Here is a 16,912-nt window from a genome sequence, read left to right on the forward strand (position 1 = left end):
GGCGGGAGCGACCAGATGATACGCAACGTCTCGTCTTGGGAAGCGTACTCTGGGGACCATGAGCGTGGCCGACAGTTCCAGCACTGCCCACCGGAGCGGGCCGGTGCGCAGCGACGACGCCCGCCGGGCGATCCTGGTGGCGACGGCTGAGCAGTTCCTGGCCAAGGGCTACGAGCGCCTCACGATCCAGGGGGTCGCGGCCGAGGCGAAGGTCGGCAAGCAGACCATCTACCGCTGGTGGACCGGCAAGGCCGAGCTGCTCGCGGAGTGCCTGGTCGAGGGGCTGCTCTGGGACGACGAGCTCACCGTCGGCGACACCGGCGACCTGGTGCGCGACGTCTCCGACTGGCTCGCGGGCCTCCTCGACGTGGGGCGTACCGGCGTCGCCGAGCTGTTGCGCTCCCTGCTCGGCGCCGCGGCCGGCGACGAGGCCCTGGCCACCCACCTCGACGCGCTGCTGCGCGGGCAGCTCGAGGGCGGCATCACGCGTCGCTTCCAGCTCGGCCGCGAGCGCGGAGAGGTGGCCGAGGAGGTCGACACGGTGCTGGCGACCGACCTGCTGCTCGGCCTGGTGATGGTGCGCACGCTGACCCGGCGCCCGTCGACGACGGCCGAGGTCGAGGCACTCGTACGCCGGCTCCTCGCCCCCTGATCCCTCGCCCCGGGCGAGCGGCGGTCGCTCAGCCCAACAGGCGCTTCTTCTGCACCTTGCCCATCTCGTTGCGGGGCAGGCCGGCGACGAAGCGGAACTCGCGCGGGCGCTTGTGCCCGGAGAGCTCCTCGCCGACGAAGCGGCTCAGCTCGTCGGCGAGGGCCGACTCGGCGTCGGCGTCGGCGTCGGTCGGCGTGTGCGGGGCGCGGGGCACGACGTACGCGACGATGCGTTGCCCCAGGTCGGCGTCAGGCTCCCCGACGACCGCGACCTCAGCCACGGCCGGGTGGCCGAGCAGCGTCGACTCGACCTCGCCGGCGCCGATCCGGTAGCCGGCCGACTTGATGAGGTCGACCGACTCGCGCCCGACGATCCGGATGCGTCCGTCGGGGGCGATCACCGCGACGTCGCCGGTGACGAACCAACCGTCGTCGGTCCACGACTCGGCGGTCGCCTCGGGGCGGTTGAGGTAGCCGGAGAAGAGGGTGGGGCCGCGCACCTCGAGACGCCCGACGGTCTCGCCGTCGCGCGGCACCTCGGCGCCGGACTCGTCGCGCAGCCGTGCCTCGACGCCGGCCACCGGGACGCCGACCCAGCCGGCCTGGCGGAGGCCGTCGGCGCGGGTCGCGACGGTGATCAGCGACTCGCTCATGCCGTAGCGCTCGGCGACCTCGTGACCGGTGAGCTCCTTGAGCCGCTCGAAGACCGGCACCGGCAGGGCCGCGCTGCCCGAGACCAGCAGGCGGGCGCTGCGCAGCGCCGCGGCGTCGTCGGGGGAGTCCGCGACGCGCGACCAGATCGTGGGGACGGTGAAGAAGAGCGTGGCACCCGCGCGGGCGGCCTCGGCGTACGCCGCGGGGGTGCCCTTGCCGGTGTGCACCAGGCTGCCGCCGACGCGCAGCGGTCCGAGCGTGCCGAGGATGAGGCCGTGCACGTGGAAGAGCGGGAGGCCGTGGGCCAGCACGTCGTCGGCGGTCCAGTCCCAGGCGTCGATGAGGGCGTCGAGGCCGGCGACCACGGCACGGCGCGACTGCAGCACGCCCTTGGGCAGGCCGGTCGTGCCGGAGGTGTACATGACGAAGGCGATCGCCTCGTCGTCGACCGGGTCCAGGATGACGTCGGCCCGGGCGGAGACGTTGACCCGGACCAGCTGCAGGCGCCCCTCGCCGGGCGCGGCGTCGCCCCCCAGGTCGGCCGAGTGGGCCAGCCACGCCTCGGGGGCGGAGTCGGCCAGGATGTGCGCGAGCTCGGCGTGGCCGGAGTCCGGCGGCACGGGCACGACCTCCACGCCCGCGAGCAGGGCGCCGGCGATGCCGACGACGGTCTCCAACGTCGGCAGCGCCAGCACGGCGACGCGGCGGTGCTCCTCGAGGTCGTCGGCCACCGCCGAGGCCGCGGCCAGCAGGTCGGGGTGGCTCAGCCGGCGGCCGGCGACCTCGACGAAGCGGGTGGGGTCAGCAGCGAGCAGGCCGGTCAGCATGGTTCGAGGATAGGTCGAACGGACCCGGCCGCCGCCGTCAGGGACGAGTCATCGACTCCACGTCGAGGGCGGCGTCGAGCTGCTCCTCGGTGAGCTCGCCGCGCTCCACGAAGCCCATCGCCAGGACGGTCTCGCGGATCGTGGCGCCCTCGGCGAGCGCGGTCTTGGCGACCTTGGCCGCAGCCTCGTAGCCGATGTACTTGTTGAGCGGGGTGACCACCGACGGCGACGACTCGGCGTAGCGGCGCATCCGCTCGGGGTTGGCGGTGATCCCGTCGACGCAGCGGTCGGCCAGCAGGCGCGAGGCGTTGGCGAGGATGCGCACCGACTCGAGCACGCCGCGCGCCATCACCGGCATCATCACGTTGAGCTCGAAGTTGCCGGCGGCCCCGCCCCAGGCCACGGCGGCGTCGTTGCCGACGACCTGGGCGCAGACCATCAGGGTCGCCTCCGGCAGGACCGGGTTGACCTTGCCGGGCATGATGCTGGAGCCCGGCTGCAGGTCGGGCAGGTGGATCTCGGCCAGGCCGGTCGTGGGGCCCGACGACATCCAGCGCAGGTCGTTGCAGATCTTCGTCAGGCCGACGGCGTACGTGCGCAGCACGCCGGAGAGCTCGACGAGCGAGTCGCGGGTGCCCTGGGCCTCGAAGTGGTTGCGGGTCTCGGTGAAGGGCTGGCCGGTGAGCTCGGCGAGCACCTCGATGACGCGGGCGGCGAAGCCGGGCGGGGTGTTGATCCCGGTGCCGACGGCGGTGCCGCCCAGCGGCAGCTCGCGGACGCGGGGGAGGACGGCCTCCAGCCGCTCGACCGCCAGGCGCACGGTGGCGGCGTACCCGCCGAACTCCTGCCCGAGCATGACGGGGGTGGCGTCCATGAGGTGCGTACGCCCGGACTTCACCACCCCGGCGAACTCCTCGGCCTTGGCCTCGAGCGAGGTGGCCAGGACGTCGAGCGCGGGAGCAGGTCCTCGACGACGGCGAGCGAGGCGGCGACGTGGATCGAGGTCGGGAAGGTGTCGTTGGACGACTGCGACGCGTTGACGTGGTCGTTGGGATGGACCTCGGTGCCGGCGGCGGTGGCGAGCGAGGCGATGACCTCGTTGGTGTTCATGTTGGAGCTGGTGCCCGACCCGGTCTGGAAGACGTCGAGCGGGAAGTGGTCGACGTGCTCGCCGGCGGCGATGGCGCCCGCGGCGGCCTCGATCGCGGAGGCGCGCTCGGCGGAGATGACGTCGAGCTCGCCGTTGACGCGGGCGGCGGCCTGCTTGACCAGGCCGAGGGCGCGCACGTGGCGCGGCTCGAGCGTGGTGCCGGAGATCGGGAAGTTGTCGATCGCGCGCTGGGTCTGTGCGCGCCAGAGGGCGTCGGCGGGGACCTGGACCTCGCCCATGGAGTCGTGCTCGGTGCGGAATCGGGTCATGCCACGACCGTACTCGGATTGGGCCAACCGTCGAGGGGGCAAGAGGCAGGGGTCCCCCACGACAGGAGTCCCCGTGAAGATCGCAGTCATCGTCGGAAGCACCCGCCCGAAGCGTCTCGGCAGCGCCGTCGGCGCCTGGGTGCTGGAGCAGGCCGAGCAGCACGGCGGGGCGGAGTTCACCCTGCTGGAGGTCGCCGACTTCGACCTCGGCACCAACTACGAGCAGAGCACCGACAAGAGCTACGAGGAGCCCTCCACCCAGCGGTGGAGCGACGTCGTCGACGAGTTCGACGGCTACGTCTTCGTCACCCCGGAGTACAACCACGGCCTGCCGGCGCCGATGAAGAGCGCCGTCGACCTGCTCTACACCGAGTGGGCCGGCAAGGCGGTCGCCTTCGTCGGCTACGGCGGTGTCGGGGCGGCGCGTGCCGTGGAGCAGTGGCGCATGGTGGTCGCCAACCTGGGCCTGCTCGGTGTGCGTCAGGCGCTGCACCTGCAGATGGCCGACGACTTCGAGGACGACCGTGTCGCGCCGCTGCCGAAGCGGACCGGGGAGATGAAGTCGGTGCTCGACCAGCTGGTCGAGCTGACCGCCACGCTGCGCGGCTGAGCCTGCGCGGGCGTTTCCCTCGTACGAGGCTGGGTACTGCTCCGAGTGGACGTCTATGAACCCGAACCACGAAGGAGCACACCATGGCTGACGCACGCAAGGTCGCATTCCTGACTGCCTCCGAGGGGGTGGAGCGGGTCGAGCTGACCGAGCCGTGGGCCGCGGTCGAGGGCGCCGGCCACACCGCCGAGCTGCTCTCGGTCGACGGTGGCACGGTCAAGCTCTTCAACCACCTCGACGCCGCGGAGGAGAAGTCGGCCGACGGCAAGGTCGCCGAGGCCTCCGTCGACGACTACGACGCCCTGGTGCTGCCGGGTGGTGTCGCCAACCCCGACGCACTCCGCATGGACTCCGACGCGGTCGCCTTCGTCCGTGACTTCGTGGCGAGCGGCAAGCCGGTCGCCGCGATCTGCCACGCGGCGTGGACGCTGATCGAGGCTGACCAGGTGCGCGGCAAGCGCGTCGCGTCGTGGCCGAGCCTGCAGACGGACATCCGCAACGCCGGCGGCGAGTGGGTCGACGAGGAGGTCGTCGTTGACGGCAACCTGATCAGCAGCCGCAACCCCGACGACCTGCCGGCCTTCAACCGCGAGCTGCTCTCAGCCCTCGGGAGTACGTCGTGACCATGGTCAAGGTGACGTCGCACGGCGCCGAGCTGCACGTCGACGACCTGTACGGAGACCGGCGACCGATCGTGCTGGTCCACGGCTGGCCGCTGTCGGGCGAGGCCTGGAAGCACCAGGTCGAGGCGTTCAGCGACGCCGGGCACCGCGTGGTGACCTACGACCGGCGCGGCTTCGGCCGCAGCGGGGTGGCGGCCGACGGCGCGTACGACTACGACGCGCTCACCGACGACCTCGAGGAGGTCGTGCGGGCCCTGGACCTGAGCGACGCGGTGGTGGTCGGCTTCTCGATGGGCGGTGGGGAAGCCGTACGCCTGGCCACCCGCGCGTCGGGACGCCTCGCCGGCATCGTGCTCGCGGCGGCCGTGCCGCCCTACCTGCTGAAGACCGAGGACAACCCCGACGGCCCGCTCCCACCCGAGGGCGCTGACGGGATGAAGGCAGGGTTGGCGGAGGACCGCGAGGGCTTCCTGCCCGGGTTCGTACGCGACTTCTTCCGCGCCGGTGACGACGTCGCGGTGAGCGAGGCCGAGGTGGAGGCGGCACTGGGGCTGGCGCTGCAGTCGGACCAGGACGCCGCGCTCGCCTGCATCGACTCGTTCTCGCGGACCGACTTCCGTGACGACGTCGCGGCCGTACGCCTGCCCACCCTCGTCGTGCACGGCGACGCCGACGGCATCGTCCCGCTGGAGGGGTCGGGCCAGCGGGCCCATGACGCCATCGAGGGCAGCAAGCTCGTGGTCATCAAGGGCGGGCCGCACGGGGTGAACGTGTCGCACGCCGACGAGTTCAACCGGGCGGTGCTGGAGTTCGTGAACTCGCTGTAGGGCGCGCGCCGACGCCCCCGCCCTCTGATCAGTGGGGGAGCGGGGGTGCGGCGAGATCCGTGGTGCCGTGGCGGTCGCGCCGGAAGCGTTGGCCGTGGGGTGAGGTCCACTCGAAGACCCCGTTGACGGGGGACTCGAGGTGCCAGGCGGTGTGGGTCTTCAACCGATGGTGACCGCGACACAGGGTGGCGAGATTCTGGGTGGTCGTCGGCCCTGGCTGTGGTCTGCCTTCGCCCGCGGCGTCGTGGTCGAACGGGATCACGTGGTCGACGTCGCAGCGTCGGCTGGGTCGGGTGCAGTGCGGGAAGATGCAGGTCTCGTCGCGCAGCTGAACTTGGCGGCGGAGCCGGTCGGTGGGTTCGTAGCGCTCAGTCGCCAGTGAGGCGTTGAGGTCGACCACCGGGAGGATCCGGATCTCGGTGTGGGAAGCGGCGACCCAGCGGCGGACCTGCTCGAGCAGGATGAGGCGTTGGCGGTTCTCCAGCTGGCCGGTGGCACCAAAGGAGATCGACTCGTCGGGCTCCACGTTGGCGGTGAAGTGGAGGTGGAGGTCGACGCGGCGGGCGGTGGTCCGCTCCACGGTCTCGTCCGAGGCGCCTTCGCTGGGTGATCCGACGCCGGCGAGGTCCAGTGCGGTCTGGTGCCGGGCCAGCTCGCCGAGGGCGAGGCAGCGGCGTACGTCCAACGACTCGTCGCACCCGGCCGCCTTCAAGCCCGCGGCACCAGCGGCGACGGCCTGCTCCAGGTCGAGCGCGTCGGCGATGTCGAGCTCGGCGTGGACCTGCATCGTCGTCGCGAACGGGTCGCGCTCACTCACGAGCGTCACGTGCCGGTTGTCGGAGGGCGCGTCGTCGTCCTCAGCGGTGGTGAGGCCGTAGAGCTTCATGGCCCGCTCGATCAGCCGGTCGATCGCAGCGCGACCCATCTTCTCGATGAAAGGCGCGACCTGCCCGTCGATCCACGCGACGCCTTCCGCAGGAAGCGCCGGGTAGGCGTGGATGGTGGCCTCAGCGACCAGCCTCGCTCGCCACACCGGCACCTCGCCAGCGGTGACCCGTGCCCACAACCGCGGGAGCCGGTGCGCGAGCTCGAGCGCGTGCCCGATCAGCTTCTTCGCCGCGTCGGTCGACAACCCGAGCGCACCGCCGAGCTCAGCGACCGCGTACTCGTTGACCTCCGGCGTCCCGTCCCCCGAGATCGGCTCGATCCCCAGCGCGCAGTGGAACGCGGCGGCGTCGCGCCCGTCCTCAGCGGCGGGGTGCGCGATCGCCCATTCGTAGGCGATGAGCAGCGTGTCCGCCTCCGCGCGCCGCACCAGCGCCGCGTTGGCACGCGCCAGCGCGACGAGGTCGCTGGGCGAGGTCACGGATTCGAACATGTGTTCGATTCTAGACTTGCGGGAGTTGGGTGACCATCCCCCAAACTGGGGGTTCCGAACGCCTCAGCAGTCAGTCAGCCGCCGAAGCTGGCGCCCCTCGCCGTCGAAGTTCGCCGGGGCCAACCACCGCTCGTTGCGCGCCTTGACCGCCGGCCACTCACCGTCGAGCATCGCGAACCAGTCGGTGTCGCGGTTGCGGCCCTTCGTCACCATGTGCTGACGGAAGTGCCCCTCGAAGGTGAAGCCGTAGCGCACCGCCGCCTGCCGCGACGGCTCGTTGAGGCTGTCGCACTTCCACTCCACGCGGCGGTGGCCCAGGTCCTCGAAGAGGTGCTCCAGGAGCAGGTGCACCGCCTCGGTGGCGGCGGTCGAGCGTGCCAGCGTCGCACCCCACAGCACGCTGGAGAGCTCCACGGCGCCGTGCTCGGGTACGCAGGGCCAGCAGGTCAGCATCCCCGAGGGGCCGGCGTCGGGCACCACGACGTACGTCGCCCCCGGTGGGTGGTCGAGGAACGGCTCGACGACGCGCGCGAACTCGTCGAGCGTGCTCGGCATCTCGGTGGCCCGGTAGGTCCAGCGCTCCTCGTCGCCCTCGCCGCACAGGGCGGGGAAGAGCGCCTCGGTGTGGTCAGCGCGGAGGGGCTCCAGCCGCACGGTCCGTCCGGTCAGGGTCGAGCGCCCCGGACGACCACTGGGGGTCCATCCGGGCACGGGCGCCCCGACCGGCTTCACTTCTCCAGCGAGCGGATGCGGATCCCGGTCACCGGCACGGTCACGGCGCCGGACGGGTCGGTGAAGAAGTCGTTGCCCTTGTCGTCGACCACGATGAAGGCCGGGAAGTCCTCGACCTCGATCTTCCAGACCGCCTCCATGCCGAGCTCGGGGTACTCGATGACCTCCTGGCTCTTGATGCAGTCCTGGGCCAGGCGGGCGGCCGGGCCGCCGATCGAGCCGAGGTAGAAGCCGCCGTGGGTGCCGCACGCCTCGGTGACGACCTTCGAGCGGTTGCCCTTCGCGAGCATCACCATCGAGCCGCCGGCCGCCTGGAACTGCTCGACGTACGAGTCCATGCGACCTGCGGTGGTCGGCCCGAACGAGCCCGACGCCATGCCCTCGGGCGTCTTGGCGGGGCCGGCGTAGTAGACCGGGTGGTTCTTCAGGTATTCCGGCATCGGCTCGCCCGCGTCGAGGCGCTCCTTGATCTTGGCGTGCGCGATGTCGCGCGCCACGACCAGCGGGCCGGTCAGCGACAGGCGCGTCTTGACGGGTGCTTGCTCAGCTCGGCGAGGATCTCGCTCATCGGCTGGTTGAGGTCGATCTTCACGACCTCGCCGCCGGCGATCTCCTCGGCCATGCCCGCGTCGGGCATGTACTGCGCCGGGTCGGTCTCGAGCTGCTCGAGGAAGACGCCCTCCGGCGTGATCTTGCCGAGCGCCTGGCGGTCGGACGAGCAGGAGACGGCGATCGCGACGGGGCACGAGGCGCCGTGGCGGGGCAGGCGTACGACGCGCACGTCGTGGCAGAAGTACTTGCCGCCGAACTGCGCACCGATGCCGAACGACTGGGTCAGCTCGAAGACCTGCTGCTCGAGCTCCTTGTCACGGAAGCCGTGCGCACCCATCGAACCCTCGGTCGGGAGGTCGTCGAGGTAGTGCGCGGAGGCGTACTTCGCGGTCTTGAGCGCGAACTCCGCCGACGTGCCGCCGATGACCACGGCCAGGTGGTAGGGCGGGCAGGCCGCCGTGCCGAGCGAGCGGATCTTCTCGTCGAGGAACTTCAGCATCGACGCCTCGTTGAGGATCGCCTTCGTCTCCTGGAAGAGGAACGACTTGTTGGCCGAGCCGCCGCCCTTCGCCATGAAGAGGAACTTGTACTCGGGCTTGCCGGAGGTCTGCGGCGTCGAGTAGATCTCGATCTGCGCCGGCAGGTTGGTGCCGGTGTTCTTCTCCTCGTACGTCGTCAGCGGCGCGAGCTGCGAGTAGCGGAGGTTGAGCTGGGTGTAGGCGTCGTAGACGCCGCGGCTGATCGACTCGGCGTCGTCGACGCCGGTGATGACGCCCTCGGACTTCTTGCCCATCACGATCGCGGTGCCGGTGTCCTGGCACATCGGCAGCACGCCGCCCGCGGAGATGTTGACGTTCTTCAGCAGGTCGAGCGCGACGAAGCGGTCGTTGCCCGACGCCTCGGGGTCGTCGATGATCTTGCGCAGCTGCTTGAGGTGGCCGGGGCGCAGGTAGTGGGAGATGTCGTGCATCGCCTCACTGGTGAGCCGCCGGCTCGCACCTCGCTCCCTCCCCCTTCAGGAAGGTCTGGCCGTCGACCTCGAAGGTCGAGACACCCTCCGTGGTGACCAGGCGGTACGGCGTCTGCTCCTCGCCGTTGGAACCGTGGGTCGGCAGGGGTCGGAGTAACGGAATTCAGGCCCTGTGCTCACGAGGGTCATCCTACGACGCGCACGGCCTGTGACGAGTCCCGGTGCGGGAGACCCTGGACATCCCTGCGGGCCCTCGCTAGTGTCTCCGGCGTCCACCACGGGAGCCTGCGGCAGCGGGCTGAGAGGGAGCTGGGGCCGCTCCGACCGTCGAACCTGATCCGGGTCATGCCGGCGAAGGAAGCGTCCAGGAGCTGATCATGGTTGTGCCTCGTTCCGTCCACCCTGCCCACACCCGCGTGACCGAGGGCGACCTCGGTGTCCCGGTCACCCGCATCCGCCTGACCAACGGCGAGACCTTCGACCGTTACTGCACCTCCGGCCCGGCTCGGACCCGGAGGTCGGTCTGCCACCCCTGCGCCGGGCCTGGATCGAGGCGCGCGGCGACCACGCAGCGTACGACCGTCCGGTCACCCAGATGCACCACGCGCGGCGGGGCGTCATCACGCCCGAGATGGAGTTCGCCGCGGCCCGCGAGGGGTGCGACCCGGAGCTCGTACGCAGTGAGGTCGCGGCGGGACGGGCGATCATCCCGGCCTGCGTCAACCACCCCGAGAGCGAGCCGATGGTCATCGGCCGGCGCTTCCTGGTCAAGGTCAACGCCAACATCGGCAACTCCGCGGTCACCAGCTCGATCGCCGAGGAGGTCGAGAAGCTGACCTGGGCGGTGACGTGGGGCGCCGACACGGTGATGGACCTCTCCACCGGCGACGACATCCATGCCACGCGGGAGTGGATCCTGCGCAACTCACCCGTCCCGGTCGGCACGGTGCCGCTCTACCAGGCGCTGGAGAAGGTGGGCGGCGTGGCCGAGCGGCTCACCTGGGAGGTCTTCCGCGACACCGTCCTCGAGCAGTGCGAGCAAGGTGTCGACTACATGACCGTGCACGCCGGCGTCCTGCTGCGCCACGTCCCGCTCACCGCCCGCCGGGTCACCGGCATCGTGTCGCGCGGCGGCTCGATCATGGCTGGCTGGTGCATCGCCCACGACCGGGAGAACTTCCTGTACGAGCACTTCGACGAGCTCTGCGAGATCTTCGCCCGGCACGACGTGGCCTTCTCGCTGGGCGACGGGCTGCGACCCGGCTCGGTGGCCGACGCGAACGACGCGGCCCAGTTCGCCGAGCTCCGCACCCTGGCGGAGCTGACCGAGAGGGCCTGGCGCCACGACGTCCAGGTGATGGTGGAGGGCCCCGGCCACGTGCCCCTGCACCTGGTCGAGGAGAACGTGGTGCTCCAGCAGGAGTGGTGCCACGGCGCGCCCTTCTACACGTTGGGGCCGCTGGCCACCGACGTCGCTCCCGGCTACGACCACATCACCTCGGCGATCGGGGCGGCCGCGAGCGCCATGCACGGCACGGCGATGCTCTGCTACGTCACGCCCAAGGAGCACCTGGGCCTGCCCAACCGTGACGACGTGAAGACCGGGGTCATCACCTACAAGCTGGCCGCGCACGCGGCCGACGTGGCCAAGGGGCACCCGCGGGCCCGCGACTGGGACGACGCCCTCTCGCGGGCACGGTACGACTTCCGTTGGCACGACCAGTTCGCGCTGGCGCTCGACCCGCCCACCGCCCAGGCGTTCCACGACGAGACGCTGCCGGCCGAGCCCGCCAAGACCGCGCACTTCTGCTCCATGTGCGGGCCGAAGTTCTGCTCGATGAGGATCAGCCGCGACGTGCAGGAGCGTTTCGCGCGCGCCGGAGGTCCCGAGCTCCTCGACCTGAGCCCGACCGTCCGCGCCGACGAGTGAGGCGCGGCGGGTCGAGGTGGCCGTCGATAGGGTGCGCCCATGCGCTACTCACGACTCGGCACCACCTGACTCGAGGTCTCGGCGATCACGCTCGGCTGCATGAGCTGGGGCGACAGGTCGCGCGGCTGGCACCCGTGGATCCTCGACGAGGAGCAGGCGCGCCCGCTGATCATTGCGGCCTGGGAGGCCGGGGTCAACGCCTTCGACACGGCCAACGTGTATGCCGCCGGCTCCAGCGAGGAGGTCACCGGGCGGATCCTCAAGGAGATCGCGCCGCGCGAGGAGGTCGTCATCGCGACCAAGGTGCACGGCCGGATGCGCCCCGGCGCCAACGGAGCCGGGCTGTCGCGCCGCGCCATCATGACCGAGATCGACGCCTCGTTGACCTGGCTCGGCACCGATCACGTCGACCTCTACCAGATCCACCGGTGGGACGACGAGACGCCGATCGAGGAGACGGTGGAGGCGCTGCACGACGTGGTGAAGGCCGGCAAGGCCCGCTACATCGGTGCCTCGTCGATGTTCGCCTGGCAGTTCGCCAAGGCCCAGCACGTCGCCGAGCGCAACGGCTGGACGAAGTTCGTCTCCATGCAGAACTACTACAACCTGCTCTACCGCGAGGAGGAGCGCGAGATGCTCCCGCTCTGCGCCGACCAGGAGGTGGGGGTGCTGCCCTGGAGCCCGCTGGCACGGGGCCGCCTGACCCGCCCGTGGGGCGAGGAGACGACGCGCTCCGAGGGTGACGCGTGGGGCCGCGACCTCTACCCGGACTCCGACCGGGTGATCGTGGAGAAGGTGGCCGAGCGCCGCGGCGTCTCCCGCGCCCAGGTGGCGCTGGCGTGGCTGATGGCGCAGCCGCAGGTGACCTCGCCGATCGTGGGCGTCACCAAGCGCACCACCTCACCGACGCCGTCGCGGCGGTCGAGCTCGAGTTCACCGCCGACGAGCTCGAGGAGCTGGGGGCTGCGTACGAGCCGCACCGGATCGCCGGCCACGGCCCGGCGACGGTGCACGCCTCGCGCTGACCAGGGTGGCCGCCGGAGGTCAGGCGGACTCCGCCTCGCTGCCGGACTCGTCGCCCGGCTCCTGACCGGCCTCCTTGGCCTCCTTGCGACGGCGACGCTCCTCGCGGGCCGCCTCCTCGGCGGCCTGCTCGGCGCGACGCTTCGCCTCGTAGTCGCGGCGCTGCTGCTCGGCGCGCTCACGCACCTGGCGCAGGAAGGCGTCGTCGTTGCCTTCGTCGACTGCCGCGGCGCGGCCGGGGCGGTCGTACTCGGGGAAGTGCGGCGTCGACCGCTCACCCGAGCGCGGGCGCGCGGCCTGCGGCTGCCCGGCCACCAACCAGGCGATCGAGCCGACGACCGGGAAGAAGAGGATCAGCAGGATCCACGCCACCTTCGGCAGGTTGCGGATGTCGCCGTCGCGGCTGGTGATCGCCTGCACCAGGCAGAAGATGCACAGCACGATCGGCAGCACGTAGAAGACGATGATCCGCAGCATGGCCCCTCCGACCTCGCCCCGGGTCGTACGCCCGGAGGACGCGCTCATCGTAGGGGCGCGGCGACCGCTGGGCGAGAGGATTCCAGAAGCCCGTCGAGGGGGTTCTGCTACGGTCCGAGGTGTCCACACGGGAGTCCGCGGTAGCGGGCTGAGAGGGAGCTGGGACCGCTCCGACCGTCGTACCTGATCCGGGTCATGCCGGCGAAGGAAGTGAGTTCCCACTGTGTTGTCACCTGCGTCGTCACCTGCGTTGTCACGCCTGTTCTGCCTCGTCAGCTGCCGCGACGACCTGGCCCTGCTGCCCGACCTGGCCCTGGCCGGCGTCGACGGCTTCCAGGTGCGCGACCCCGACGCCACCACCGCCGAGCTGCTCACCCTGGCCCGGGTGACGATCAGCGCCGTCCGCCCCCACGGTGCCCGTGTCGTCGTCAACGACCGCCTCGACGTGGCGCTCGCCGCCGGCGCCGACGGGGTGCACCTCGGCGCCGAGGACCTGCCGGTCGCCGACGCCGTCCGCCTGGCGCCGCACCTGTGGGTCGGCGCGACCTGCCGCAGCCTGCGGGCCGTCGAGCGGGCCGCGGCAGCCGGGGCGACGTACGCCGGCTTCGGACCGCTCTTCGCGACCGCGAGCAAGCCGGGGCTCCCCGCGCCCCTCGGACTCGAGGCGCTCACCCGCGCGACCGGCCCGCTGCCCCTGGTCGGGATCGGCGGCCTCGACGCCGAGCGGGCAGCCGCTGCCCGCGCCGCCGGGGCGCACGGGGTCGCCGTCATCGGAGGGATCTGGCGGGCCCCCGACCCACTCTCCGCCGCGAAGGAGCTGGTGAAGGCGGTCGGCTGATGCGGGTGCACGTGCTCGGCGGCGGGATCGTCGGCCTGGCCTGCGCCGACGAGCTCGTCGCGCGCGGTCACGACGTGACGGCCGTCGACCGGCGCCCGGGCAGCGGAGCCAGTTATGTGGCGGCCGGGATGCTCAGCCCCGGCGGGGAGGCGTGGTTCGGCGAGGAGGTGGCGTTCCGGCTGGGGGTCGAGGCGACAGCGCTCTGGCCTGCGTACGCTGCCCGCCTCGGCGTCGGCCTCGACGCCCGCGGCACGCTGCTGGTCGCCCGTGACGCCGCGGACGCCGCGGCGCTGCGCCGCCACCTCGACCTGCTCGACCGGCTCGGCCACCGCGCCGAGGAGGTGGCGGCGGACGTCGAGCCCGGGCTGGGCCGCACCAGCCTGGTCGCCCGCCTGGACGAGCGCTGCGTCGACCCACGCGCGGTGGTCGCAGCGCTGCTGGGGCGACTGGGCGGCCGGGTGGTCGCCAACCGGCCGACCGAGCCTCCCGACGCGGTGGTGGCGGCCACCGGGGCGCGGCTGCCGGCGCCCTACGACCACCTGGTGCGCGGGGTGCGCGGCGAGCTGGTGGTGCTCGCTCCGTCGCGCGTGCCCGGCCACGTGGTCCGTGCCCGGGTGGGGGAGGAGGTCTACCTGGTGCCGCGTCGCGACGGCCGCCTGGTCGTCGGCGCCACCAGCGAGGAGCACGACCGGCCCCCGGTGGTGACGGCCGGCGGGCTGCTCCGCCTGCTGCGGGCCGGCCGCACGCTGTGGCCGGCCGTGGAGACCGCCGCGGTCGTCGAGACGCTGGCCGCCGACCGGCCCGCCACCCCCGACCACCTGCCGCTGCTCGGCCCGGCCGCACCCGGCGTCTGGCTCGCGGCCGGGGCCTTCCGCCACGGCGTGCTGCTCGCGCCGCTGCTGGCCCGGATGCTCGCCGACCAGCTCGAGGGTGCCGCCACCGTGCGGGCGCTCGACCCACGCCGATTCATGCCCGACCACGATCCCGACCAGGAGGAGGAGAGATGCAGGTGACGCTCAACGGGACGACGGTCCCGACCGCCGCGACGACCGTGGCGGCGCTGCTCGTCGAGCAGTACGAGGAGCTGGCGCCCGGGTGCGTGCCCACCGGGTGCGCCGTCGCGCTGAACGGGGAGGTGGTGCCACGCTCCGCGCTGGCGCACGCCCGGCTCCGGCCGAGCGACCGGGTCGAGGTCGTCGGGGCGGTGGCGGGCGGATGAGCGCACCGGAGCTCCTGGAGATCGCCGGACGCACCTTCGAGTCGCGGCTGCTGCTCGGCACCGGCGGACTGCCGTCGCCCCACCTGGTGGCGCCGGTCCTCGAGGCGGCGCGGCCGGCCCTGGTCACGGTCAGCGTGCGGCGCACGTCGTCCACCGCGCCCGGCGGGCTGCTCGACGCGATCGCCCGCTCCGGTGCCGAGGTGCTGCCCAACACGGCCGGGTGCCTGGACGCCGACGAGGCGGTGCTGACGGCGGAGCTCGCCCGCGAGGCGCTCGGCACCGACTGGGTCAAGCTGGAGGTGATCGGTGACGACGTCTCGCTGGTGCCCGACGTGGTCGAGCTGCTGCGGGCGGCCGAGGAGCTGGTCCGCCGGGGGTTCGTGGTGCTGCCCTACACGAGCGACGACCCCGTGGTGGCCGCCCGCCTGCGCGACGTCGGCTGCGCCGCGGTGATGCCGTTGGGCTCACCGATCGGGTCGGGGCTGGGAGTGCTCAACCCGTTCGCGATCGAGGCGGTGGTGGCGGCCGTCGACGTGCCGGTCGTCCTCGACGCGGGCATCGGCACCGCCTCCGACGCCGCCCTGGCGCTGGAGCTGGGGTGCCATGCGGTGCTGGCGGCCAGCGCCGTCACGCGGGCGGCGGACCCGGTCGCGATGGCCCGGGCGCTGCGCCTCGGGGTGGAGGCCGGGCGCTCCGCCCGGCTCGCCGGCAGGATCCCGGCCCAGGCCGTCGCCCGCTCGGCCAGCCCGCTCGACGGGAGGATCGCATGATCTCGCGGCTCGTCCTGCTGACCGACCGCCGTCAGCTCTCCCCGCGCCACGACCTCCTCAGCGTGGTCGCGGACTGCGTCGCGGCAGGGCTGCGTACGGTCGTCGTGCGCGAGCACGACCTGCCGCCCAGCACGCGCCACGGCGTGATCGTGGCCCTCAAGGCCCTGCCCGGGCTGACGGTGATCTCGTCGCGGCTGGCCGACGAGGCCGCCGACGGCCTCCACCTGGCGGCCAGCCAGCCGGAGCCGCCCGAGGGCTGGTGGGGGAGGTCGTGCCACCGCGCGTCGGAGGTCGCCGAGGCGGGGGCGCAGGGCGCCCGGTGGGTGACGCTGTCGCCGTGGGCGGCGAGCCTCAGCAAGCTGGGCTACGGGCCGCCGCTTCCGCGTCAGGCGTACGCCGGGCACGCGCTCCCGGTGCTGGCGCTCGGCGGCGTACGCCCGTCCAACGCGGCCGCGGCCGTCGAGGCCGGCGCCCACGGCGTCGCAGTGATGGGTGAGGTGATGCGCGCCGACCATCCCGGGCGTGTGGTCCGCTCCGCTGCGGGCGCTGGCATGACGGGCCCGACACCGGGGACGCCCCCGGTGGTGCTGACGGTGGCCGGCACGGACTCGGGAGGTGCCGCGGGCGTCGCGGCTGACCTGACCACGTGGTCGCACCTGGGCGTCCACGGGGCCTGCGTGGTGACGGCCGTGACGGCCCAGGACACCACCGGGGTGCGGGCGGTGCACGCCGTGCCGCTGCCGGTGGTGGCGGCGCAGGTGGAGGCGGTGACCGACGACCTGGCCGTGGCAGCGGTGAAGACCGGGATGCTGGGCAGCGTGGACGTGGTCCGGCTGGTCGCCGAGCGCCTCGGGCACCTGCCGCTGGTCGTCGACCCGGTCCTGGTGGCCACGAGCGGCGCCGTGCTCGGTGGCGCCGACGTGGCCCGGGCGTACGCGGCCCACTTGCTCCCACGCGCCACCGTCGCCACGCCCAACCGCGACGAGGCGGTCGCGCTCTGCGGCGTCGAGGTGCCGTCGTCGGAGCTCGCCGAGCGCCTGGCCGACACCGGCTGCGCCGTGGTCGTCACCGGGGGACCGGAGTGGCGTGCGGAGGGGGCGGTGGCCGCCGACTGCGTCGACTGGCTCTGCCTGCCCGGGGGAGTGCCGCAGGCCGTCCGGCACCCGGTGGTGGCGACCACCCACGACCACGGCAGCGGCTGCACCTACTCCAGCGCGGTCGCCGCGGGCCTGGCTCACGGTCGGACGCTGGAGACGGCCGTGGCCGACGCGGCGGCGTACGTCACCGGGCAGCTGCGGCAGGGGAGCGGGTGGTCGTTGGGCCGCGGACGTGGTCCCGTCAGCCACCTGGTGCCCTGCGTGGGCGAGTACGGAGTGGAGCGGCGACGCCGGTCGCCTCGGTAGGCTGCCGGG

Annotated in this window: 17 protein-coding genes, 2 pseudogenes and 1 riboswitch; of the genes and pseudogenes, 12 read left to right on the plus strand and 7 right to left on the minus strand. The window is 72.7% G+C overall.

The window, feature by feature from the left end:
• Positions 1–58: 58 nt before the first annotated feature.
• Complete coding sequence (locus E2C04_RS04175) at positions 59–652, plus strand: TetR/AcrR family transcriptional regulator (protein WP_135831661.1); 594 nt, start codon at positions 59–61, stop codon at positions 650–652.
• 28 nt (positions 653–680) lie between these two features.
• Here the strand turns inward: E2C04_RS04175 and E2C04_RS04180 are convergent, their stop codons facing one another.
• Both E2C04_RS04180 and E2C04_RS04185 read right to left on the minus strand, forming a co-directional pair.
• Complete coding sequence (locus E2C04_RS04180; protein WP_135831662.1) at positions 681–2,132, minus strand: acyl-CoA synthetase; 1,452 nt, start codon at positions 2,130–2,132, stop codon at positions 681–683.
• Between the two features lie 37 nt (positions 2,133–2,169).
• Positions 2,170–3,551 (minus strand): annotated as a pseudogene (locus E2C04_RS04185) (class II fumarate hydratase).
• Between the two features lie 73 nt (positions 3,552–3,624).
• Between E2C04_RS04185 and E2C04_RS04190 the strand changes: the two are divergent.
• The 3 genes from E2C04_RS04190 to E2C04_RS04200 all read left to right on the plus strand — a co-directional run bounded on the left by E2C04_RS04190 (position 3,625) and on the right by E2C04_RS04200 (position 5,611).
• On the plus strand, positions 3,625–4,161 hold the full coding sequence (locus E2C04_RS04190) for an NADPH-dependent FMN reductase (RefSeq protein WP_158630588.1): 537 nt from the start codon (positions 3,625–3,627) through the stop codon (positions 4,159–4,161).
• Positions 4,162–4,244: 83 nt separating this feature from the next.
• On the plus strand, positions 4,245–4,784 hold the full coding sequence (locus E2C04_RS04195) for a type 1 glutamine amidotransferase domain-containing protein (RefSeq protein WP_135831664.1): 540 nt from the start codon (positions 4,245–4,247) through the stop codon (positions 4,782–4,784).
• 2 nt (positions 4,785–4,786) lie between these two features.
• Positions 4,787–5,611 carry an alpha/beta fold hydrolase gene (locus E2C04_RS04200; protein ID WP_135833649.1) on the plus strand — a complete coding sequence of 275 codons (825 nt, stop codon included), beginning with the start codon at positions 4,787–4,789 and terminating at the stop codon, positions 5,609–5,611.
• Positions 5,612–5,639: 28 nt separating this feature from the next.
• Here the strand turns inward: E2C04_RS04200 and E2C04_RS04205 are convergent, their stop codons facing one another.
• From E2C04_RS04205 to E2C04_RS22250, 4 genes are all read right to left on the minus strand, one after another.
• Positions 5,640–6,989, minus strand: a complete 1,350-nt coding sequence (locus E2C04_RS04205) for an HNH endonuclease signature motif containing protein (protein ID WP_135831665.1) — start codon at positions 6,987–6,989, stop codon at positions 5,640–5,642.
• A 63-nt stretch (positions 6,990–7,052) separates the two neighbouring features.
• Positions 7,053–7,643 carry a GNAT family N-acetyltransferase gene (locus E2C04_RS04210; RefSeq protein WP_202977896.1) on the minus strand — a complete coding sequence of 197 codons (591 nt, stop codon included), beginning with the start codon at positions 7,641–7,643 and terminating at the stop codon, positions 7,053–7,055.
• Between the two features lie 74 nt (positions 7,644–7,717).
• On the minus strand, positions 7,718–8,218 hold the full coding sequence (locus E2C04_RS22245) for a FumA C-terminus/TtdB family hydratase beta subunit (RefSeq protein ID WP_477529297.1): 501 nt from the start codon (positions 8,216–8,218) through the stop codon (positions 7,718–7,720).
• A gap of 14 nt (positions 8,219–8,232) precedes the next feature.
• Entirely contained in the window at positions 8,233–9,243 is a 1,011-nt protein-coding gene (locus E2C04_RS22250) for a fumarate hydratase (RefSeq protein WP_477529298.1), read from the minus strand.
• Between the two features lie 595 nt (positions 9,244–9,838).
• Here E2C04_RS22250 and thiC point away from each other — a divergent pair.
• From thiC to E2C04_RS20705, 3 genes and pseudogenes are all read left to right on the plus strand, one after another.
• The gene (gene thiC, locus E2C04_RS04220) at positions 9,839–11,173 is read left to right on the plus strand and encodes a phosphomethylpyrimidine synthase ThiC (protein WP_338088804.1); all 1,335 of its coding nucleotides are present in this window, start codon (positions 9,839–9,841) and stop codon (positions 11,171–11,173) included.
• A gap of 99 nt (positions 11,174–11,272) precedes the next feature.
• Positions 11,273–12,007 (plus strand): annotated as a pseudogene (locus E2C04_RS04225) (aldo/keto reductase); the annotation flags it as partial.
• Positions 12,008–12,012: 5 nt separating this feature from the next.
• The gene (locus tag E2C04_RS20705) at positions 12,013–12,198 is read left to right on the plus strand and encodes a hypothetical protein (RefSeq protein WP_275106560.1); all 186 of its coding nucleotides are present in this window, start codon (positions 12,013–12,015) and stop codon (positions 12,196–12,198) included.
• Positions 12,199–12,217: 19 nt separating this feature from the next.
• Here the strand turns inward: E2C04_RS20705 and E2C04_RS04230 are convergent, their stop codons facing one another.
• Entirely contained in the window at positions 12,218–12,721 is a 504-nt protein-coding gene (locus tag E2C04_RS04230) for a PLD nuclease N-terminal domain-containing protein (RefSeq protein WP_229721450.1), read from the minus strand.
• Positions 12,722–12,790: 69 nt separating this feature from the next.
• Positions 12,791–12,900, plus strand: a riboswitch (TPP riboswitch).
• 23 nt (positions 12,901–12,923) lie between these two features.
• On the opposite strand from E2C04_RS04230, the gene E2C04_RS04235 reads away from it, so the two are divergent.
• Genes E2C04_RS04235 through thiD form a run of 5 tightly spaced genes read left to right on the plus strand, consistent with a single transcriptional unit; the run spans position 12,924 to position 16,903 of the window.
• Positions 12,924–13,511, plus strand: coding sequence for a thiamine phosphate synthase (locus tag E2C04_RS04235; RefSeq protein ID WP_170213485.1), 588 nt, complete (start codon positions 12,924–12,926; stop codon positions 13,509–13,511).
• Entirely contained in the window at positions 13,511–14,524 is a 1,014-nt protein-coding gene (locus E2C04_RS04240) for an FAD-dependent oxidoreductase (RefSeq protein WP_202977897.1), read from the plus strand. Before E2C04_RS04235 ends, E2C04_RS04240 begins: the two co-directional genes overlap by 1 nt.
• A complete protein-coding gene (gene thiS / locus E2C04_RS04245; protein WP_135831666.1) occupies positions 14,515–14,730 on the plus strand; it encodes a sulfur carrier protein ThiS in 216 nt (71 codons plus the stop codon). The genes E2C04_RS04240 and thiS overlap by 10 nt, the downstream gene beginning before the upstream one ends.
• On the plus strand, positions 14,727–15,500 hold the full coding sequence (locus tag E2C04_RS04250; protein ID WP_135831667.1) for a thiazole synthase: 774 nt from the start codon (positions 14,727–14,729) through the stop codon (positions 15,498–15,500). The genes thiS and E2C04_RS04250 overlap by 4 nt, the downstream gene beginning before the upstream one ends.
• Positions 15,497–16,903, plus strand: coding sequence for a bifunctional hydroxymethylpyrimidine kinase/phosphomethylpyrimidine kinase (thiD, locus tag E2C04_RS04255; RefSeq protein ID WP_135831668.1), 1,407 nt, complete (start codon positions 15,497–15,499; stop codon positions 16,901–16,903). Before E2C04_RS04250 ends, thiD begins: the two co-directional genes overlap by 4 nt.
• The last annotated feature ends 9 nt before the right edge of the window (positions 16,904–16,912 follow it).

Origin of the sequence: Nocardioides daphniae, from assembly GCF_004777465.1 — a bacterium.
Lineage (GTDB): Bacteria > Actinomycetota > Actinomycetes > Propionibacteriales > Nocardioidaceae > Nocardioides > Nocardioides daphniae.